Annotated in this window: 28 protein-coding genes; all 28 read right to left on the reverse strand. The window is 39.4% G+C overall.

Annotation, left to right across the window (positions count from 1 at the left end; all coding sequences use genetic code 11):
- Positions 1-22: 22 nt before the first annotated feature.
- Positions 23-205, reverse strand: coding sequence for a 50S ribosomal protein L30 (gene rpmD, locus ACVYAD_RS11915; protein WP_349660269.1), 183 nt, complete (start codon positions 203-205; stop codon positions 23-25).
- Positions 206-218: 13 nt separating this feature from the next.
- Complete coding sequence (gene rpsE, locus ACVYAD_RS11920) at positions 219-722, reverse strand: 30S ribosomal protein S5 (RefSeq protein WP_053482806.1); 504 nt, start codon at positions 720-722, stop codon at positions 219-221.
- A 21-nt stretch (positions 723-743) separates the two neighbouring features.
- Positions 744-1,103, reverse strand: a complete 360-nt coding sequence (gene rplR, locus ACVYAD_RS11925; protein WP_075807301.1) for a 50S ribosomal protein L18 — start codon at positions 1,101-1,103, stop codon at positions 744-746.
- A 32-nt stretch (positions 1,104-1,135) separates the two neighbouring features.
- Positions 1,136-1,675: a 50S ribosomal protein L6 gene (gene rplF / locus ACVYAD_RS11930; RefSeq protein ID WP_079562361.1), complete on the reverse strand. Its 540-nt coding sequence runs from the start codon at positions 1,673-1,675 to the stop codon at positions 1,136-1,138.
- Positions 1,676-1,705: 30 nt separating this feature from the next.
- Positions 1,706-2,104: a 30S ribosomal protein S8 gene (rpsH, locus tag ACVYAD_RS11935; RefSeq protein ID WP_008181717.1), complete on the reverse strand. Its 399-nt coding sequence runs from the start codon at positions 2,102-2,104 to the stop codon at positions 1,706-1,708.
- A gap of 29 nt (positions 2,105-2,133) precedes the next feature.
- Positions 2,134-2,319 (reverse strand): type Z 30S ribosomal protein S14, encoded by a 186-nt coding sequence (locus tag ACVYAD_RS11940; RefSeq protein ID WP_004233656.1) that lies wholly within the window; start codon positions 2,317-2,319, stop codon positions 2,134-2,136.
- Between the two features lie 21 nt (positions 2,320-2,340).
- Positions 2,341-2,880 (reverse strand): 50S ribosomal protein L5, encoded by a 540-nt coding sequence (rplE, locus tag ACVYAD_RS11945; RefSeq protein ID WP_079562362.1) that lies wholly within the window; start codon positions 2,878-2,880, stop codon positions 2,341-2,343.
- Positions 2,881-2,908: 28 nt separating this feature from the next.
- A complete protein-coding gene (gene rplX, locus ACVYAD_RS11950) occupies positions 2,909-3,217 on the reverse strand; it encodes a 50S ribosomal protein L24 (protein ID WP_107925086.1) in 309 nt (102 codons plus the stop codon).
- Between the two features lie 35 nt (positions 3,218-3,252).
- Positions 3,253-3,621: a 50S ribosomal protein L14 gene (gene rplN / locus ACVYAD_RS11955; protein WP_349660268.1), complete on the reverse strand. Its 369-nt coding sequence runs from the start codon at positions 3,619-3,621 to the stop codon at positions 3,253-3,255.
- A 43-nt stretch (positions 3,622-3,664) separates the two neighbouring features.
- Entirely contained in the window at positions 3,665-3,928 is a 264-nt protein-coding gene (gene rpsQ, locus ACVYAD_RS11960) for a 30S ribosomal protein S17 (RefSeq protein ID WP_053482810.1), read from the reverse strand.
- 18 nt (positions 3,929-3,946) lie between these two features.
- Positions 3,947-4,147: a 50S ribosomal protein L29 gene (gene rpmC, locus ACVYAD_RS11965; protein ID WP_049662852.1), complete on the reverse strand. Its 201-nt coding sequence runs from the start codon at positions 4,145-4,147 to the stop codon at positions 3,947-3,949.
- Positions 4,137-4,571, reverse strand: coding sequence for a 50S ribosomal protein L16 (gene rplP, locus ACVYAD_RS11970; RefSeq protein ID WP_010860599.1), 435 nt, complete (start codon positions 4,569-4,571; stop codon positions 4,137-4,139). Before rplP ends, rpmC begins: the two co-directional genes overlap by 11 nt.
- A gap of 1 nt (position 4,572) precedes the next feature.
- A complete protein-coding gene (gene rpsC / locus ACVYAD_RS11975; protein WP_049662850.1) occupies positions 4,573-5,226 on the reverse strand; it encodes a 30S ribosomal protein S3 in 654 nt (217 codons plus the stop codon).
- A 3-nt stretch (positions 5,227-5,229) separates the two neighbouring features.
- A complete protein-coding gene (gene rplV, locus ACVYAD_RS11980) occupies positions 5,230-5,574 on the reverse strand; it encodes a 50S ribosomal protein L22 (protein WP_004233639.1) in 345 nt (114 codons plus the stop codon).
- Between the two features lie 22 nt (positions 5,575-5,596).
- The gene (gene rpsS, locus ACVYAD_RS11985; RefSeq protein WP_049662848.1) at positions 5,597-5,875 is read right to left on the reverse strand and encodes a 30S ribosomal protein S19; all 279 of its coding nucleotides are present in this window, start codon (positions 5,873-5,875) and stop codon (positions 5,597-5,599) included.
- A 60-nt stretch (positions 5,876-5,935) separates the two neighbouring features.
- The gene (gene rplB, locus ACVYAD_RS11990; RefSeq protein ID WP_049662846.1) at positions 5,936-6,766 is read right to left on the reverse strand and encodes a 50S ribosomal protein L2; all 831 of its coding nucleotides are present in this window, start codon (positions 6,764-6,766) and stop codon (positions 5,936-5,938) included.
- A 47-nt stretch (positions 6,767-6,813) separates the two neighbouring features.
- Positions 6,814-7,098, reverse strand: coding sequence for a 50S ribosomal protein L23 (rplW, locus tag ACVYAD_RS11995; RefSeq protein WP_004233628.1), 285 nt, complete (start codon positions 7,096-7,098; stop codon positions 6,814-6,816).
- A complete protein-coding gene (rplD, locus tag ACVYAD_RS12000; protein WP_197142513.1) occupies positions 7,098-7,721 on the reverse strand; it encodes a 50S ribosomal protein L4 in 624 nt (207 codons plus the stop codon). The genes rplW and rplD overlap by 1 nt, the downstream gene beginning before the upstream one ends.
- 26 nt (positions 7,722-7,747) lie before the next feature.
- Positions 7,748-8,377: a 50S ribosomal protein L3 gene (gene rplC, locus ACVYAD_RS12005; RefSeq protein WP_197142515.1), complete on the reverse strand. Its 630-nt coding sequence runs from the start codon at positions 8,375-8,377 to the stop codon at positions 7,748-7,750.
- A 43-nt stretch (positions 8,378-8,420) separates the two neighbouring features.
- A complete protein-coding gene (gene rpsJ, locus ACVYAD_RS12010; RefSeq protein WP_004233624.1) occupies positions 8,421-8,729 on the reverse strand; it encodes a 30S ribosomal protein S10 in 309 nt (102 codons plus the stop codon).
- A 453-nt stretch (positions 8,730-9,182) separates the two neighbouring features.
- On the reverse strand, positions 9,183-10,499 hold the full coding sequence (locus ACVYAD_RS12015) for a Na+/H+ antiporter family protein (RefSeq protein WP_476426600.1): 1,317 nt from the start codon (positions 10,497-10,499) through the stop codon (positions 9,183-9,185).
- Between the two features lie 166 nt (positions 10,500-10,665).
- On the reverse strand, positions 10,666-12,633 hold the full coding sequence (locus ACVYAD_RS12020) for an FtsX-like permease family protein (RefSeq protein WP_476426601.1): 1,968 nt from the start codon (positions 12,631-12,633) through the stop codon (positions 10,666-10,668).
- A complete protein-coding gene (locus tag ACVYAD_RS12025; RefSeq protein WP_349660265.1) occupies positions 12,623-13,384 on the reverse strand; it encodes an ABC transporter ATP-binding protein in 762 nt (253 codons plus the stop codon). Before ACVYAD_RS12025 ends, ACVYAD_RS12020 begins: the two co-directional genes overlap by 11 nt.
- Positions 13,385-13,480: 96 nt before the next feature.
- Positions 13,481-14,497 (reverse strand): sensor histidine kinase, encoded by a 1,017-nt coding sequence (locus ACVYAD_RS12030; RefSeq protein ID WP_476426602.1) that lies wholly within the window; start codon positions 14,495-14,497, stop codon positions 13,481-13,483.
- A 6-nt stretch (positions 14,498-14,503) separates the two neighbouring features.
- Positions 14,504-15,187: a response regulator transcription factor gene (locus tag ACVYAD_RS12035; RefSeq protein WP_349660283.1), complete on the reverse strand. Its 684-nt coding sequence runs from the start codon at positions 15,185-15,187 to the stop codon at positions 14,504-14,506.
- Positions 15,162-15,335, reverse strand: coding sequence for a hypothetical protein (locus tag ACVYAD_RS12040; RefSeq protein WP_476426603.1), 174 nt, complete (start codon positions 15,333-15,335; stop codon positions 15,162-15,164). The genes ACVYAD_RS12035 and ACVYAD_RS12040 overlap by 26 nt, the downstream gene beginning before the upstream one ends.
- A gap of 290 nt (positions 15,336-15,625) precedes the next feature.
- A complete protein-coding gene (gene tuf, locus ACVYAD_RS12045; RefSeq protein ID WP_079562372.1) occupies positions 15,626-16,813 on the reverse strand; it encodes an elongation factor Tu in 1,188 nt (395 codons plus the stop codon).
- Positions 16,814-16,952: 139 nt separating this feature from the next.
- Positions 16,953-19,031, reverse strand: coding sequence for an elongation factor G (fusA, locus tag ACVYAD_RS12050; protein WP_349660262.1), 2,079 nt, complete (start codon positions 19,029-19,031; stop codon positions 16,953-16,955).
- Between the last annotated feature and the right edge of the window lie 5 nt (positions 19,032-19,036).

The raw sequence follows: 19,036 nt of genomic DNA on the forward strand, positions 1-19,036 counted from the left end.
CTCCTTGTTCGTTAATTAAAAATTAGTTTTCTTTTACAGTAACTAAGTGAGCTACTACATCGATCATACCGCGAGTCGCTGCATTATCAGCTTTCTCAACAGTTTGGTTTAATTTACGTAAACCTAATGCTTCAATAGTTTTGCGTTGTGCTGGTTTAGTACCAATCACAGATTTTGTAAGGGTGATTTCTAATTTGTTAGCCATTATCTTTCCCCCCTTATCCTAATATTTCTTCCACTGATTTACCACGTAATTTAGCTACGTCCTCTACGCGTTTTAATTCAGTTAAACCTTGAATAGTTGCACGCACCATATTGATTGGTGTGTTAGTTCCAAGAGATTTTGAAAGAATATCAGTAATACCAGCAAGTTCTAGTACGGCACGTACTGGACCACCAGCGATAACCCCTGTACCAGGAGCAGCAGGTTTAATTAGGATTTCTCCTGCACCAAAGCGACCTTGCACTAAGTGTGGAGTTGTTCCACCTACGCGTGGCACTTCGATTAAGTTTTTCTTCGCATCTTCAACAGCTTTACGGATAGCATCTGGCACCTCTTGAGCTTTACCAGTACCGAATCCAACGTGACCGTTTTTATCGCCAACAACAACTAATGCTGTGAAGCGGAAGCGACGTCCACCTTTAACAACTTTAGCAACACGGTTAATAGTAACTACGCGTTCTTCAAGTTCTCCAAGTTTGTTTGCGTCAATTCGACTCATGAAATGTGTCCCTCCTTTTTATTAAAATTCTAAACCGTTCTCACGTGCAGCTTCAGCTAAAGCTTTTACACGTCCATGATATAAGTAACCACCACGGTCAAATACTACAGCAGTAATATTTTTTTCCGTAGCGCGTTTTGCGATTGTTTCACCGACTTTAGTTGCAGCATCAACATTGCTACCAGCAGCTTCAAAACCATTTTCTTGAGAAGATGCGCTAACAATTGTTACGCCTGCTACGTCATCGATAAGTTGAGCGTAGATGTTCTTGTTTGAACGGAATACGTTTAAGCGTGGACGCTCAGCAGTACCCGAAATTTTAGAACGTACGCGCGCATGACGTTTTTTACGAACCTGATTTTTATCTTGTTTCGTAATCACAAGGGTCACTCCTTTCTAATGCTTAGGCAGCATTATTTACCTGTTTTACCTTCTTTACGACGAACATATTCGCCTTCATAACGGATACCTTTACCTTTGTAAGGCTCTGGTGGACGCACGTCACGGATGTTAGATGCAAGAGCACCAACGCGTTCTTTGCTAATACCTTTAACGATGATCTTAGTGTTTGAAGGAACTTCAACTTCTAAACCATCTTCAGGTGTGAACTCAACTGGATGTGAATAACCTACGTTAAGAACAAGTTTTTTACCTTGTAATTGCGCACGGTAACCGACACCGATTAGTTCTAATGATTTTTCGAAACCTGCAGAAACACCAGTAATCATGTTCGCTAATAGCGCACGTGTTGTACCGTGGTTTGTGCGGTGTTCTTTTGAGTCAGAAGGACGAGATACAGAAATCACGTTACCTTCTTGCTCAATTTTCATATCTTGGTGGAAAGAACGAACAAGTTCGCCTTTAGGACCTTTAACGGTAACTGTGTTGTCAGCTGCAACAGTAACAGTTACGTTAGCTGGTACCTCGATAATTTTTTTACCTACACGAGACATTTAGTTGCACCTCCATTCATTTATTGCTAATTACCAAACGTATGCTAGAACTTCGCCGCCAACTTGTTTAGCGCGAGCTTCTTTATCTGTTAATAAACCTTGTGAAGTTGACACTAAAGCGATACCAAGACCGTTCAGTACTTTAGGCACTTCATTTGTTTTAGCATATACTCGTAGACCTGGTTTAGAAATACGTTTTAAGCCAGTGATAACGCGTTCGTTATCTTTACCGTATTTTAAGAAGATACGGATAATACCTTGCTTGTTGTCTTCCACGTATTCTACGTCACGTACGAAACCTTCACGCTTTAAAATTTCAGCGATTTCTTTTTTCACGTTGGAAGCTGGTACTTCTAACTTCTCGTGACGAACCATGTTCGCATTACGAATGCGAGTAAGCATATCTGCAATCGGATCAGTCATTGTCATTACATTTACCTCCTTCCCAAATTAGGGGATTACCAGCTGGCTTTTTTCACGCCAGGAATTTGTCCCTTATATGCAAGTTCTCGGAAACAAATACGGCAAAGTTTAAATTTACGATATACAGAGTGTGGACGGCCACAGCGTTCACAACGTGTATATTCTTGCACTTTAAACTTTTGCTTACGTTGTTGTTTAACGATCATAGATTTTTTAGCCACGTTTTCGCCCTCCTTGTTTAATTACTTTTGGAACGGCATACCGAATTGTGTCAATAACTCGCGAGCTTCTTCATCAGAATTCGCTGTCGTTACGATCACGATGTCCATACCGCGTACTTTTGAAACTTTATCGTAATCGATTTCTGGGAAAATTAATTGCTCTTTAACACCTAAAGTGTAGTTACCGCGACCGTCGAATGCTTTTTTAGAAACACCACGGAAGTCACGTACACGAGGTAGTGAAATTGAGATTAATTTGTCCAAGAATTCATACATACGCTCACCGCGTAATGTAACTTTAGCACCGATAGGCATACCTTCACGTAGACGGAAACCTGCGATCGATTTTTTCGCTTTAGTTACAACTGGTTTTTGACCAGTGATAATTGTTAATTCTTCTACAGCTGCATCTAATGCTTTTGAGTTTTGAACTGCATCACCAACACCCATGTTGATAACGATTTTGTCAACTTTCGGCAATTGCATAACTGATTTATATCCAAACTTGCTCATAAGAGCAGTTGAAACTTCATTTAAATATTTTTCTTTTAGGCGGCTCATTTGTGTACCTCCCTTCTTTTTATAGAAATTAGTCGATTACTGCACCTGATTTTTTTGCAACACGAACTTTTTTACCGTTTTCGATTTTATAACCTACACGAGTCGGCTCGCCAGATTTAGGATCGATTAGCATTACGTTCGAAACGTGAATTGCAGCCTCTTGGCTTACAATTCCACCTTGTGGATTCAATTGGTTAGGTTTTACGTGTTTTTTCACGATGTTCACACCTTCAACAAGAACGCGATCTTGTTTAGGGAAAGAAGCAAGGATAACGCCTTCTTTGCCTTTGTCCTTACCAGTGATTACCTTAACCTTGTCACCTTTTTTTACATGCATGCTGTCGCACCTCCTTGATTGGCACTATCATGAAATTAAAGAACTTCTGGAGCTAGAGAAACGATTTTCATGAAGTTGCTGTCACGTAATTCACGTGCAACAGGTCCGAAAATACGAGTTCCGCGTGGTGATTTATCATCACGAATAATTACACAAGCATTTTCATCAAATTTGATGTACGTACCATCTTTACGACGTGCGCCTGATTTTGTACGAACGATAACAGCTTTAACAACGTCACCCTTCTTAACAACGCCACCTGGTGTTGCTTTCTTAACTGTACAAACAACGATATCACCGATGTTAGCAGTTTTACGGCCAGAGCCACCAAGGACTTTAATTGTAAGAACTTCACGTGCACCTGAGTTGTCAGCAACTTTCATACGACTTTCTTGTTGGATCACTTAGGTTACCTCCCTTCGGAAATTGGTTGTTCCGAAATAGTTATTAAATAATAACCGCTTTTTCTACAACTTCAACTAGACGGAAACGTTTAGTAGCTGATAGCGGGCGAGTTTCCATGATACGTACGATATCACCGATTTTCGCTGTGTTTAATTCATCATGAGCCTTAAACTTTTTAGAGTATTTTACACGTTTACCATAAAGCTTGTGCTTTTTATGAGTTTCAACTAAAACAGAAATTGTTTTATCCATTTTATCTGAAACAACGCGGCCCGTGTAAACTTTGCGTTGATTACGCTCAGTCATACTTGAAAACCTCCTTTATCAGTTATTTGCACTGATTTCTCTTTCACGAATAACAGTTTTCATACGCGCGATTGCTTTACGCACTTCACGAATACGAGCTGTGTTTTCTAATTGACCAGTCGCCAATTGGAAGCGAAGGTTGAAAAGCTCTTCTTTCAGTGATTTCACTTTTAATTCTAATTCAGAAGTGGCAAGGTCACGGATTTCATTAGCTTTCATTAGATTCACCACCAGTTTCTTGACGTTTTACGATCTTACATTTAACAGGAAGCTTATGTGATGCTAAACGAAGTGCTTCACGTGCGATCTCTTCAGATACACCAGCGATTTCGAACATTACTTTTCCTGGTTTTACTACTGCAACCCAACCTTCAGGAGAACCTTTACCAGAACCCATGCGGACTTCTAGAGGTTTTTTAGTGTAAGGTTTGTGTGGGAAGATTTTAATCCAAACTTTACCGCCACGTTTCATGTAACGAGTCATCGCGATACGTGCAGATTCGATTTGACGGTTAGTAATCCAGCTAGCTGTTTGAGCTTGTAAGCCCCATTCGCCGAAAGATACTTCTTTACCGCCTTTCGCTTCGCCACGCATGTTTCCGCGGTGTTCACGACGGTATTTTACGCGTTTAGGCAATAACATATTATTTGCCTCCTTCCACAGATTTCTTCGTAGGAAGAACTTCACCACGGTAGATCCATACTTTAACGCCTAATTTACCGTAAGTAGTGTCAGCTTCTGCGTGTGCATAGTCGATGTCAGCACGTAGAGTATGAAGTGGAACAGTTCCTTCACTATAGTGTTCAGCACGCGCGATATCAGCGCCACCTAAACGACCAGATACTTGTGTTTTAATTCCTTTTGCACCAGCGCGGATTGTGCGTTGGATCGCTTGCTTTTGCGCACGACGGAATGATACACGGTTTTCTAATTGACGAGCGATGTTTTCTGCTACTAGACGAGCGTCAAGATCAGCACGTTTGATTTCGATAATGTTGATGTGTACACGTTTACCAGTTAAATCGCTAAGGTATTTACGAAGATTCTCAACTTCAGAACCACCTTTACCGATTACCATACCTGGTTTCGCAGTGTGAATTGTAATGTTTACACGGTTTGCAGCGCGTTCGATTTCTACTTTAGAAACAGAAGCGTCTTTAAGAGCCGTTTCAATATATTTACGCACTTTGATGTCTTCATGAAGTAGAGTTGCATAGTCTTTTTCAGCGTACCATTTTGACTCCCAGTCACGAATAATACCAACGCGCAGTCCTATTGGATGTACTTTTTGACCCACGGATTAACCCTCCTTCTTCTCAGATACCACTAGAGTAATGTGGCTTGTGCGTTTGTTAATTGCGCTTGCACGTCCTTGTGCACGTGGACGGAAACGTTTTAATGTTGGACCTTCATCAACGAATACTTCAGAAACTACTAAAGAGTTGATGTCAAGATCGTAGTTATGCTCAGCGTTAGCAACTGCAGATTTTAATACTTTTTCAACGACTGGAGACGCCGCTTTTGGAGTATGACGTAAAATTGCAACTGCCTCACCAACTTGCTTGCCTCGGATTAAGTCTACAACTAGACGGACTTTACGAGGAGCAATGCGAACAGTACGAGCGATAGCTTTAGCTTGTGTCATTAGGATTTACCTCCTCTCAAAATTAGCGTCTTGTTTTCTTGTCGTCTGCACCGTGACCTTTGTAAGCACGTGTTGGTGCGAATTCACCAAGTTTGTGGCCTACCATATCTTCTGTTACGTATACAGGAACGTGTTTACGTCCATCATAAACAGCAATCGTTAAACCGATGAAAGTCGGGAAAATTGTAGAACGGCGAGACCAAGTTTTGATAACTTGTTTTTTCTCAGAAGCCTCTTGCGCTTCCACTTTTTTCATTAAGTGGTCATCAACAAAAGGTCCTTTTTTCAAGCTGCGACCCATGTAGGAACCTCCCTCCGTGATTCCACCACGGCTCTCACATAGAACCGTAGTTTAACCACATTATTTTTTACGACTACGGATGATGAATTTATCCGATTTGTTTTTCTTCTTGCGAGTTTTGTAACCAAGTGCTGGTTTACCCCAAGGAGTCATTGGTGATTTACGTCCGATTGGAGAACGTCCTTCACCACCGCCGTGTGGGTGATCGTTAGGGTTCATTACAGAACCACGAACTGTTGGGCGTTTACCTAACCAACGGCTACGACCTGCTTTACCGATGTGTACTAGTTCGTGTTGTTCGTTACCAACTTGACCGATTGTAGCGCGGCAAGTAGCTAACACTAAACGTACTTCACCAGATTGTAGACGAACGATTACGTATTTGTCTTCACGACCAAGTACTTGTGCAGAAGTACCAGCAGAACGTACTAATTGTCCACCTTTACCAGGTTTTAACTCGATGTTATGGATTGTTGTACCCATAGGAATGTTTGCTAATGGTAATGTATTACCTACTTTAATATCAGCATCTGGACCAGATACGATTGTTTGACCAACCTCTAGACCTTTAGGTGCTAAGATGTAAGCTTTTGCTCCATCAGCGTAGTTGATTAATGCGATATTCGCAGAACGGTTTGGATCATACTCGATAGTAGCAACTTTAGCCGGAATGCCATCTTTTACACGTTTGAAATCGATAACACGGTATTGCTTCTTATGTCCACCGCCATGATGACGAACAGTGATTTTACCTTGGTTGTTACGACCAGCTTTGCGTTTAGTTGGTTCAAGCAATGATTTCTCAGGCTTGTTAGTTGTAATTTCCGCAAAGTCTAAAGACGTCATATTACGACGACCATTAGAGGTAGGTTTATACTTTTTAATCGCCATTGTGTTTCCCTCCTTCTTGATTGTTCAAATCATAAATCCATAAAGGATTACATTTCGAATAATTCGATTTCTTTGCTATCAGCAGTTAATTTAACAATCGCTTTACGACGTTTGTTAGTGTAACCACCGTAACGGCCAACGCGTTTGAATTTACCTTTGTAGTTAAGAACGTTTACTTTCTCAACTTTTACACCAAAGATTTCTTCTACAGCGTCTTTTACTTGAGTTTTGTTAGCGCGAGTGTCTACTTCGAAAGTATACTTTTTCTCTGCCATAAGTTCTGAAGAACGCTCAGTAATGACCGGACGTTTTAAAATATCACGTGCTTCCATTATCCAAGCACCTCCTCAACTTTTTCTACTGCAGACTTAGTGAACACAACTTTTTCGTGACCTAATAGATCAAGAACGTTGATTCCGTTTGCAGTTAAAACTGTTACACCAGGGATGTTACGAGCAGATAATGCTACGTTTTCATCTAGGTCAGCAGTTACGAATAAAGATTTTTTCTCTAAAGAAAGATCTTTAAGGATTTTTGTGAATTCTTTTGTTTTTGGTGCTGCTAGTGAAAGAGCATCAAGAACTAAGAAGTTCTGTTCTACTACTTTAGCTGATAAAGCAGATTTAAGAGCTAAGCGACGAACTTTTTTCGGTAATTTGTAAGAATAGCTACGTGGAGTTGGACCGAATACGATACCACCACCGCGCCATTGTGGAGAACGGATAGAACCTTGACGAGCACGACCAGTTCCTTTTTGACGCCATGGTTTACGACCACCACCAGCAACTTCAGAACGGTTTTTAACCTTGTGATTACCTTGACGTAGAGAAGCACGTTGTGCAACTACAGCGTCGAATAATACTGCTTCATTTGGCTCGATTCCGAAGATCGCATCGTTTAATTCGATTTCACCAACTGAAGCACCTGTTTGACTAAGTACAGATACTTTTGTCATTCCTGTTTCCTCCTTTCCTTAGGTGATTACTTAGCTTTAATTGCAGTTTTAACTGTAACTAGAGCTTTTTTAGAACCAGGAACATTACCTTTAACAAGTAGTAAGTTACGTTCCGCATCAACTTTCACGATTTCTAAGTTTTGGATTGTAACTACTGTGCCACCCATTTGACCAGGTAATTTCTTTTGTTTGAATACGCGGTTCGGAGCAACTGGACCCATTGAACCAGGACGACGGTGGTAACGAGAACCGTGGGCCATAGGACCACGAGATTGACCGTGGCGTTTAATTACACCTTGGAAACCTTTACCCTTAGTAACACCTGTTACATCAATTACATCGCCTTCTGCGAAAATTTCTACTTTGACTTCTTGACCAACTTCGTATTCTTCAACGTTCACGTTGCGGAATTCACGAATGAAGCGCTTAGGAGCAGTGTTCGCTTTTGCTACGTGACCTTGTTCTGGTTTGTTAGAAAGCTTAACGCGCTTGTCTTCGAAACCAACTTGGATAGCTTCGTAGCCATCTGTATCAGCAGTTTTCTTTTGAAGAACCACGTTTGGAGTAGCTTCGATAACTGTTACCGGGATTAAGTCGCCGTTTTCAGCAAAAACTTGTGTCATACCAATTTTTCTACCTAAGATTCCTTTAGCCATTTGTCACACCTCCTGTAAGTTTTAAATAGTTATATTTTTACCATTAAAGTTTGATTTCGATATCAACGCCAGATGGTAAATCAAGTTTCATTAACGCGTCAACAGTTTGTGGTGTTGGGTTAACGATATCGATCAGACGTTTATGCGTACGCATTTCGAATTGTTCACGAGAATCTTTGTACTTGTGAACGGCACGAAGAATCGTGTACACAGACTTCTCAGTTGGAAGTGGAATCGGACCTGATACACTTGCACCTGAACGTTTTGCAGTTTCCACAATTTTCTCAGCAGACTGATCTAAAATACGGTGATCATACGCTTTTAAACGAATACGAATCTTTTGTTTTGCCATTATTTTCCCTCCTTCTCGCCTATTTTCTAGACATTCTCCACGAAAATTTTCCGTCACACCGCCATGGCAAAGCGGCCGGGTGTGTCGGCAACCTCTCGTTTCATCGCAGTCAAAGACCAACATTCAACATTATACCCAATAAAAAAAGAATAAGCAAGTCTTTTCGCTAAATTCTTTTAAATGTTGCTGATATTCTTACTACTAATATTTTTCGTTCCTCTGAACCGTTTACTAGTATATAAAATTCCCATGCACTTTGCAACACATAAGGTTGTTATATCAACGTTTTCGAATATTTCAAACAATAACTGACTACAAGAACGCGTTCGCTAAAGCACTGGTGAGCTCAATTTGTAGATGATGCACTTAGTTATGTTGCCATTAACGTTCTATAATTTCTTAAAGACAATAAAAAAGCAGCTTCTAATAGTTAGAAACTGCTCTTTCTATTACTTATAAGAAAAACACACATGCAACCCAGCCAAATATAATGAGAGGGATGTTAATAAAGATAAACGTTGGCACACATGTATCCCAAATGTGATTATGCTGTCCATCTACATTTAAGCCTGCAGTTGGTCCAAGAGTAGAATCCGAAGCCGGAGAACCTGCATCACCTAAAGCACCTGCTGTACCTATTAGGCATATAATAGCCAAAGGACTCATTCCTAACCCTTGTGCAAGAGGAACAAATAAAGTTGCAATGATAGGTACTGTCGCGAAGGATGAACCAATCCCCATCGTCACTATTAAACCAATGACCAACATAATCAATATAGCTAGACTCTTATTTCCTTGAAGAATTGTTAGTGAGTTTGAGATTAAGCTATCCACATGACCCGTGGCGTTAATAACAGATGCAAAACCATTTGCAGCGATCATCACAAAACCGATGAAGGCCATCATCTTCATTCCCTCAGAAAGAATCTCATCTGCCTCTTTCCATTTTAGTGCACCAGTAAAATACATCATCATAATTCCTGCAAAGGCGCCTACAATCATCGAGTCAGTATAAATTTGTGCACATAGAGAGACAATTAAAGCTACAGTCGTAGAAAAAATAACGAACTTACTGACATGAACATTTAAAGACTCTGTCTCAACATCTTTATTTTGATATTGTCGAGGTTTTCGATATACGAAAAAGGCTACACATAATCCAATTAACATCCCTAGAACGGGTATAGCCATCGCTACCGGTACATCACGCGAAGTTGCTTCCATACCTGCCTCGGTTACTTGAGTAGAAACGATATCTTGGAAAATAGCTCCGAAGCCTGCAGGTACGAAACTATACGTCCCTATTAAACCAACAGCAATTAGTGTAGCGATTATTCGTCGGTCAACCTCTAGCATATTTAAAACCTTTAAAATCGGAGGTATCAATAATGGGATAAAGGCTATATGAATTGGAATTAAGTTTTGTGAGAAAATAGACATCATAAAGATCAGTAGGAAAATTAAAACCTTCACTAATCCTTTTCGATTACTTGTACCGTTTTTATTTAATATTTTTAAAATCCCTGCAATCATTAATTCAGGAATTCCCGTTTTTGAAATGGCAATAGCGAAACCACCAAGTAACCCATAACTTAAAGCAATCGTTGCGCCTGCTCCTAATCCTTCTGTAAATGATTTTACAGTTGCTTCAATACCCATTCCGCTTGTTAGACCTCCTGCGAAGGCGCCTAATACAAGAGAAAGAACAACATTGATACGGAGCAAGCTTAATATTAACATGACGGCCACTGCCACAATTACTGCGTTCATTTCAACACTTCACTTTCATACACTAGATTACTAATACACTAAACTTTAATCGTCTAATACTTGAAAGTCAAGATGTTTTTACCCCCTGGAAAAATCCCCTAAATTTAAACACCAAAAAAAACAGTATGACCTTAACTAATCATACTGTTTTAAGATTTCTTCCTATTTATAACGATTCACGAATGACTTTTTTATAATAGCCAACAGAAAGTACAGCGAAGATAGCATATAACGCTATATAGCAGCTCATAGCAATCCATAATGGTGTGGTTAACTCTGAGCCGAATAAAAACCATCCCGACTTAACAGCAAAGTAACTATGGAGTAGCCCTATTATTAATGGAACACCAAAATTAAAGGCTTGTTTCATATATATACCTTTCATAATATCTTTTTCAGCGAAGCCAATCTTTCTTAATATCGTATAAGAGCCTCGCTCCTCTTCAGCCTCAGACATTTGCTTAAAGTATAAAATACTACCCGTTGTCACTAAAAATGCTAACCCTAAAAATGCTGCGGTAAATATCGTAATTCCTAATGTTTCAATATTCCCCTTACGTGCTTCTTCAAAGGATTGTATATCATTTGAGTAATTTTCTTTATTTAATTGTATATATAATTTCTCTGCTTGAGCTAAATCACTTTTATTCTTTATCTTAATAGAAGTTTGTTTGTGCCACTCAGAAGCGCTTGAATAAGTAGCTAGTTTTTCAAACAATGCATCCGAAACTACGAAAATTGGCCCCCCAGGCCCTGATGTCACAGTACCACTTATAATACTTTCATGTTGAACATCTTTGACATGAAGCGTTTCTTCCTTTGTTCCCTCTGGACCTCCAGGAGTGACAACTACATCACGATCCTTTTCAAGTGGAAACATCTCTGCCATATAACCACCGTAGTTTGTTAATATGACATCATTATCCGAAACGGTAGCTTCATGAACTATTTGTTGATAATCAGAAAGTGGAATTGTATAAATGAGTCCTTCTACACCATCAAGGGGATTATCTTTATTTTGCTGTTCTTTCGATAATAGCTGTGAAAAGGAAGCTGAAACGCTCTGTAATCGGTAATCTATTTTATCAAAAGCAATATTATTGTCCTCTAGCTTCTTTAAAAATTCCTGGCCCCTATCTTCAAGTAAAACATAATCACCAGGTACTCGGCTATACGCCGACGCTTCTGATGAATAATACGATATATAAGCTAAAGTTGTAACGCCAAGCGAAACACCCGTTAAAACCGTAATAAGCGTTAAGGATTTCGCATTACTCTTCATACGATGCATAATCGGTGTTAACGCTAAGACATCACGAGCAGTTAAATGTCCATTTTTCTTAAGACGAATTGAATTCATAATAAATGCTACAGAGAAACGGAAAACAAGGAATGTTCCGCCGATAGTAGTTGCTAAAATAATAGTCATATTAAGAGCTAAATCACCAGTAGTGTTAATATCGAAAAGCTTAGTTGATGCATAGTAGCCATATGCAATTAGTACAAGCCCTAAAAAACCAATAACCATTTGTAATGGGCTGAAACGTTTTACGCGCTCATCAGCTTGCTTTGAAGCGCTAAATAGTGATAGTAATGATATACGGTAAATCATCAAAGCCATTTGCACAAGTACAATGGCTAGTAGAATGGCAAATACTACGATAGATTGTTGTAGTGCCTCAGTACTAAACGTCATTGTCACAAGTGTCTCTTTTTCAAGTACGTGCAGTAAAATCATTGCGAATAAGCGTGAACTAAAGAACCCTGCAAGTATACCTAAAACGACCGCGCCTACAAATAAGAAGATACTTTCTACCGCTAATAAACGTACGATAAGCCCCTTTGTCATCCCTATTAGCTGATACAAGCCTATCTCCTTACTACGACGCTTCATAAATAGATGGTTGGCATATAGGACGAAAAATAAGACAATAAAGTACAACATATAGGTTGCTGCTTTAAAACCCGCTGTGGCCGTACCGCTCTTCTCTACTGTATCGAGCACTTCAGCATTATTTTGCAATGTCACAAAAGAAAAATATAAAGTAACACTAAAAATAAGTGCGAAAAAATATAAATAATAATGCTTCATATTTTTCTTCATACTGCGCAATACGAGTTTACTAAGACTCATAGCCGTCACCGCCTAGCACACTTTGCGTATGCATGATTTCTTGGAAAAAAGCCTGTCTCGTTTTATCTCCTTTGTATAGCTCACTATAAATGAGTCCGTCCTTTAAAAATAAAACACGTGTACAAAAACTCGCTGCTACCGCATCATGCGTAACCATCATAATCGTTGCTTTTTTTGACTCATTAATACTTTGTAGATTTTTTAAAAGTGCAGTAGCTGATTTTGAGTCAAGTGCGCCTGTAGGTTCATCAGCAAATACAAGCGAAGGATTTGTGATTAGTGCCCGAGCCGCTGATGTACGTTGCTTTTGACCACCTGATATTTCATTTGGATATTTATTTAAAATCTCAGCAATACCTAATAAGTGCGTAAGCTCCTTTACACGACTCTCTGCAACAGCCTTTGGTAGTCTGCTAATAGCTAATGGTAGTAGAATATTTTCTTTCACCGTTAGTGTATCTAATAAATTATAATCTTGGAATATGAATCCCAATTGTTCACGACGGAAATTAGCTAACGCCTTCTCCTTCATACCACGTAAGTTTTGACCATTTATTTCAATAACACCTTCTGTTGCAAAGTCAATTGAACACAAAACATTTAAAAGTGTTGTCTTCCCAGAGCCTGAAGGTCCCATAATGCCAACAAATTCACCTTGATTCACTTCTACATCAATACCCTTTAACACCTCTTGGGCTGTTGATTTTTTACCATATACTTTTTTTACTTTACGACCAATTAAAACCGCCACTTGTAAACGCCCCTTTCTATAGTCCAAGTGTAACCTGTCTACGTCGGCAATTCGTGTGTTTTACATGACAATATAAAAAGGTAGGTGACAATTTCGTCATCTACCTGTTAGTTTGACATATTCATTTTGTAATGGAAAACGTAATGTAAATATCGAGCCTTCACCTACACTAGATTGGACAGTAATACGGACGCCAATTTTCTGCGCCACATTATGTGCTAAGTATAGACCCATACCTGTCGATTGCGCAGACTCTCTTCCGGCTGTTCCTGTATACGACTTATAAAAAATTCGTGGTAGATCCTCCTTACGGATACCAATACCTGCATCTTTTATATGTAATAGTGTTGCTCCAGTAGCATCTACTTCTGTAAATATTATTACCTCTGAATTTGCAGGACTATATTTAATCGCATTGGATAATATTTGTCGGATGATAAAGGCTAGCCATTTAGTATCCGTCGTCACTGTATCTGTTAATTCTTCCACATCAAAACCGATACCTTTTTCAATACACCATGCCTGCATAGCTCTTATTTCTTTATAGACAACCGTTCTTAGCTCAATCTCCATCATATAATTATCTTTTTCAATTGAAGCTAACCTTGTTTGATGTAGCTGCTGATCGACCAATAAATGCAATCTTAGCCATTCTGTCTCTAATTTACGACGTAATGTCAAATCTTCTACACGATCCAGCATTAAATTAACCGCAGTTAAAGGTGCCTTTACTTCATGAACCCATGCTAGAAGTTCATCCGAATATTCCTGCAGCTGTACCTTTGCTTGATTTAACTCTGTGTTCTTGCCGTAGAGAACTTCTTCAATTTTCGTAAAGTATGCCGTTTGAAAAGGCGATAACACTAAATTTTTGCTATGCACGTCATCAAATTGGTTTTCAACATTTCCTAGGAAATTTTTTAGCCGCCCAACTTCTACTACGTATCGCCAAAAAAGAAAGATCATAAAGCTAATAAGCATGCTAATATTAATATATAAAATTGAAATCCCCACTAATCCAACGTCTAAAGAAAATAAAACATTGATCATAACGATGATAAAAACAAAAAAGCCTATCCATGCAAGGCGTTCTCTTAAAAATAAAATGAGCATTGTCCATCACGTCCCTTGTGTTAAAGCCATATAACCAAGTCCCTTTTTAGTTAAAATCACTTCTTGTAAACCTATTTCCTCAAGCTTAGTACGTAACCGATTAACATTTACCGATAATGTATTATCATTGACAAAGCGTTCATCGTCCCATAACTTTCTCATTAAATCATCTCTAGAAACAATTTGATCGGCCTTCTCCACTAAAATACGTAAAATAAAGAGCTCATTTTTAGTTAATGAAGAGAGATTACCCTCATACATAATTTCACTGCGCGCATAGTCAATAACTGCACCATTAAACCGTGTGACATCCATTGATTCTTCTATATAATCATATGTACGACGTAAAACGGCTTGTACCTTTGCAAGTAATACCTCCATATGGAACGGCTTTTGTACAAAGTCATCTGCACCCATTTGCATTGCCATAACCATATCCATTGGATGGTCTCGTGAAGATAGAAAGAGAATTGGCACCTTTGAGATATGACGTATTTCACGACACCAATGAAAGCCATCATAGGAAGGTAGCTGAATGTCTATCAATACAAGCTGTGGTTTTTCTTCAATAAAATCATCCATTACTTTTTGAAAGTCCTTAGCACCTACAACTTGAAGCGACCACTGTGCAAAACGTGTCTGAATCATTTCGAAAATGGATGGATCATCTTCTATCAACAATATTTTCATCTCCACTTGCAAACTCTCCTTCCATGAAATTATATGTATTAAATATCTTCACACCATAACGTTGGGTTGATTTCTGCTCCGACTGGGCGCTTTCCTGAGGGCGTCCAATCTCCACTCCAATCAGCGTACTTAACATACGTTCTAACAAATATCATCCACCAATCTTTTGGAGAGGACCTATTAAAAAATGTTAGAAACAAAAGGGGATTTTGATCTATGGCACTAGCTATCATTTCCGGCTACTTCGTATAAAAGAAATTTTATTCTTACTTTTAGCGTGTTGAGTTATTTCTGCTTTTTGGTATTTCACCTAGTATGTATACATAAAATAATCTAATTCAAATAAAATTATCAAATGTTTTTAACTTATTTTAACATAAAAAACCAATCTGTAAGCGTCCCTACAGATTGGTTTTGAAAATAAGCTAAATGCTTAAATTATTTTTGGATAGAAGCAACTACGCCAGCGCCTACAGTACGGCCACCCTCACGGATAGAGAATTTAGTACCTTCTTCTAGAGCGATTGGAGCGATAAGTTCTACTGTCATTTCGATGTTATCGCCAGGCATTACCATTTCAACGCCTTCTGGTAAGTTACAGATACCTGTTACGTCAGTTGTACGGAAGTAGAACTGAGGACGGTAGTTAGTGAAGAATGGAGTATGACGTCCACCCTCTTCTTTTGATAAAACATAAACTTCAGCTTTGAAGCTTGTGTGTGGAGTGATTGAACCTGGTTTAGATAATACTTGACCACGTTGGATATCTTCACGAGCTACACCACGAAGTAAAGCACCGATGTTGTCACCAGCTTCAGCATAGTCTAATAATTTACGGAACATTTCTACACCAGTTACAGTTGTAGATTTTGCTTCTTCAGTAATACCTACGATTTCAACTACGTCACCAACTTTAACTTGACCACGTTCAACACGGCCAGTTGCAACTGTACCACGACCAGTGATAGAGAATACGTCCTCTACTGGCATCATGAATGGTTTGTCAGTTTGACGTTCTGGAGTTGGGATATAAGAATCTACAGCGTCCATTAATTCAACGATTTTTTCTTCCCATTCTGCTTCGCCTTCAAGAGCTTTAAGAGCAGAACCTTTGATTACAGGAAGATCATCACCTGGGAAGTCATATTCAGATAGTAGGTCACGGATTTCCATTTCTACTAATTCTAATAATTCTTCGTCGTCAACCATATCACATTTGTTCATGAATACTACTAAGTATGGAACACCTACTTGACGAGATAAAAGGATGTGTTCACGAGTTTGTGGCATTGGGCCATCAGCAGCAGATACTACTAAGATACCGCCGTCCATTTGTGCAGCACCAGTGATCATGTTTTTAACATAGTCAGCGTGTCCTGGGCAGTCAACGTGTGCATAGTGACGAGTATCAGTTTCATATTCTACGTGAGAAGTATTGATTGTGATACCACGTTCTTTTTCTTCTGGAGCGTTATCGATATCAGCGTATGATTTAGCTTCCCCACCCATTTTTTTAGAAAGAACTGTTGCGATAGCAGCAGTTAAAGTTGTTTTACCATGGTCAACGTGTCCGATTGTACCAATGTTAGCATGCGTTTTTGAACGGTCGAATTTTTCTTTAGCCATTAGAGATTGCCTCCTCAAAATTATATGTTTATATTTTTTGAAAATTTATAGAATGATTGCTGATGGTGAACGGGCCCATCCACCATCCCACAATCATAGCTTACAAATTAGTTATACTTTATGCAAGATGAAAATTCAATTATTCACCTTTATTTTTTTTGATGATGTCAGCAGCGATTGATTTTGGTACTTCTTCGTAATGATCGAATGTCATTGAGAATACACCACGACCTTGCGTTGCTGAACGAAGAGTTGTTGCATAACCAAACATTTCCGATAAAGGAACCATTGCACGAACAACTTGTGAGTTACCGCGAGCTTCCATACCCTCAACGCGTCCGCGACGAGAAGTAATGTTACCCATGATATCACCAAGGTATTCTTCTGGAATTACAACTTCTACTTTCATCATTGGTTCTAAGATAACTGCATCACATTGTTTAGCAGCTTCTTTAAGAGCCATAGATGCAGCAATTTTGAACGCCATCTCATTCGAGTCAACGTCATGGTAAGAACCGAATACTAATTTCGCTTTAATGTCGATAAGTGGGTAACCAGCTACTACACCGCGGTCAAGAGAGTCACGAAGACCAGCTTCTACTGCAGGAATGTATTCACGAGGTACTACACCACCAACGATAGCGTTTTCGAATTCAAAGCCTTTACCTTCTTCATTTGGAGAGAACTCAATCGTTACGTCACCATATTGTCCACGACCACCAGATTGGCGAGTGAATTTACCTTGAACTTTTGCAGAGCCACGGAATGTTTCACGGTAAGATACCATTGGAGCACCTACGTTAGCTTCTACTTTAAATTCACGGCGCATACGGTCAACTAAGATATCAAGGTGAAGCTCACCCATACCTGAGATGATTGTTTGACCAGTTTCTGTGTCAGTGTGAGCACGGAAAGTTGGATCCTCTTCTTGAAGTTTTTGTAAAGCTTGACCCATTTTATCTTGGTCAGCTTTTGATTTTGGTTCTACAGAAAGAGAAATTACTGGCTCAGGGAATTCCATTGATTCAAGAATAACTAGGTTTTTCTCGTCACATAGAGTATCACCAGTAGTAGTATCTTTAAGACCTACAGCTGCTGCGATGTCCCCAGCGAATACTTTAGAAATCTCTTCACGAGAGTTTGCGTGCATTTGTAGGATACGGCCTACGCGTTCACGTTTACCTTTAGAAGAGTTTTGTACGTATGAACCTGATTCTAAAGTTCCAGAATACACACGGAAGAAAGTTAATTTACCTACGAATGGGTCAGTCATAACTTTGAATGCAAGAGCTGAGAATGGCTCTTCATCTGAAGAATGACGTTCTAATTCCTCGTCACCATCAACATCAGTACCTTTGATTGCTGGTACATCTAATGGAGATGGTAAGTAATCGATAACTGCATCTAACATTGGGCGTACGCCTTTGTGTTTGAATGCTGTACCACAGATTACTGGGTAAAATTCTACTGCAATCGTAGCACGACGGATAGCCGCTTTAAGTTCAGCAACAGAAATTTCTTCGCCTTCTAAATATTTTTCCATGATTTCTTCATCAACACTTGCAACAGCATCAATTAATTTTTCACGGTATTCTTCAGCTTGTGCGCGGTGCTCTTCAGGAATTTCGCCTTCAGTCACTGCTGTACCTTTTTCGTCGCCGTAGAAAGTAGCTTTCATTTCAACTAAGTCAATGATTGCTGAGAACTGATCTTCAGCTCCGATAGGTAATTGGATAGGATGAGCGTTTGCTTGTAAACGTTCGTGTAGAGTTCCTACAGAATATAGGAAATCTGCTCCTGTTTTATCCATTTTGTTAATGAACACGATACGTGGAACGCCGTAAGTTGTAGCTTGACGCCATACTGTTTCAGTTTGAGGTTCAACACCAGATTGAGCATCAAGAACTGTTACAGCACCATCAAGTACGCGTAGTGAACGTTCAACTTCTACAGTGAAGTCTACGTGTCCAGGAGTATCGATGATATTTACACGGTGGCCGTTCCATTGAGCTGTTGTTGCAGCAGAAGTGATTGTGATACCACGTTCTTGCTCTTGCTCCATCCAGTCCATTTGAGAAGCGCCTTCATGAGTTTCACCAATTTTGTGAATCTTACCTGTGTAATAAAGGATACGCTCAGTTGTTGTTGTTTTACCAGCATCAATGTGAGCCATGATCCCAATATTACGTGTATTCTCTAGGGAGAATTCGCGTTTCATAGGTA

The sequence above is a fragment of the Lysinibacillus sp. G1-3 genome (assembly GCF_056322905.1).

Coding starts and splice junctions, on each gene's coding strand:
- rpsE (WP_053482806.1), bottom strand. CDS start 722: ATGAGTCGAATTGACGCAAACAAACTTGGAGAACTTGAAGAACGCGTA.
- rpsS (WP_049662848.1), bottom strand. CDS start 5,875: ATGGGTCGCAGCTTGAAAAAAGGACCTTTTGTTGATGACCACTTAATG.
- tuf (WP_079562372.1), bottom strand. CDS start 16,813: ATGGCTAAAGAAAAATTCGACCGTTCAAAAACGCATGCTAACATTGGT.
- rpmC (WP_049662852.1), bottom strand. CDS start 4,147: ATGAAAGCTAATGAAATCCGTGACCTTGCCACTTCTGAATTAGAATTA.
- rplD (WP_197142513.1), bottom strand. CDS start 7,721: ATGACAAAAGTATCTGTACTTAGTCAAACAGGTGCTTCAGTTGGTGAA.
- ACVYAD_RS12030 (WP_476426602.1), bottom strand. CDS start 14,497: ATGCTCATTTTATTTTTAAGAGAACGCCTTGCATGGATAGGCTTTTTT.
- rplW (WP_004233628.1), bottom strand. CDS start 7,098: ATGGAAGCACGTGATATTTTAAAACGTCCGGTCATTACTGAGCGTTCT.
- ACVYAD_RS12015 (WP_476426600.1), bottom strand. CDS start 10,499: ATGAACGCAGTAATTGTGGCAGTGGCCGTCATGTTAATATTAAGCTTG.
- rpsH (WP_008181717.1), bottom strand. CDS start 2,104: ATGACAATGACTGATCCGATTGCAGATATGCTTACTCGCATTCGTAAT.
- ACVYAD_RS12020 (WP_476426601.1), bottom strand. CDS start 12,633: ATGAGTCTTAGTAAACTCGTATTGCGCAGTATGAAGAAAAATATGAAG.
- rplB (WP_049662846.1), bottom strand. CDS start 6,766: ATGGCGATTAAAAAGTATAAACCTACCTCTAATGGTCGTCGTAATATG.
- rplV (WP_004233639.1), bottom strand. CDS start 5,574: ATGACACAAGCTAAAGCTATCGCTCGTACTGTTCGCATTGCTCCTCGT.
- rpmD (WP_349660269.1), bottom strand. CDS start 205: ATGGCTAACAAATTAGAAATCACCCTTACAAAATCTGTGATTGGTACT.
- rplF (WP_079562361.1), bottom strand. CDS start 1,675: ATGTCTCGTGTAGGTAAAAAAATTATCGAGGTACCAGCTAACGTAACT.
- rpsQ (WP_053482810.1), bottom strand. CDS start 3,928: ATGACTGAGCGTAATCAACGCAAAGTTTACACGGGCCGCGTTGTTTCA.
- rplP (WP_010860599.1), bottom strand. CDS start 4,571: ATGTTATTGCCTAAACGCGTAAAATACCGTCGTGAACACCGCGGAAAC.
- fusA (WP_349660262.1), bottom strand. CDS start 19,031: ATGAAACGCGAATTCTCCCTAGAGAATACACGTAATATTGGGATCATG.
- rplX (WP_107925086.1), bottom strand. CDS start 3,217: ATGCATGTAAAAAAAGGTGACAAGGTTAAGGTAATCACTGGTAAGGAC.
- rplE (WP_079562362.1), bottom strand. CDS start 2,880: ATGAGCCGCCTAAAAGAAAAATATTTAAATGAAGTTTCAACTGCTCTT.
- rplC (WP_197142515.1), bottom strand. CDS start 8,377: ATGGCTAAAGGAATCTTAGGTAGAAAAATTGGTATGACACAAGTTTTT.
- rpsJ (WP_004233624.1), bottom strand. CDS start 8,729: ATGGCAAAACAAAAGATTCGTATTCGTTTAAAAGCGTATGATCACCGT.
- ACVYAD_RS12035 (WP_349660283.1), bottom strand. CDS start 15,187: ATGAAAATATTGTTGATAGAAGATGATCCATCCATTTTCGAAATGATT.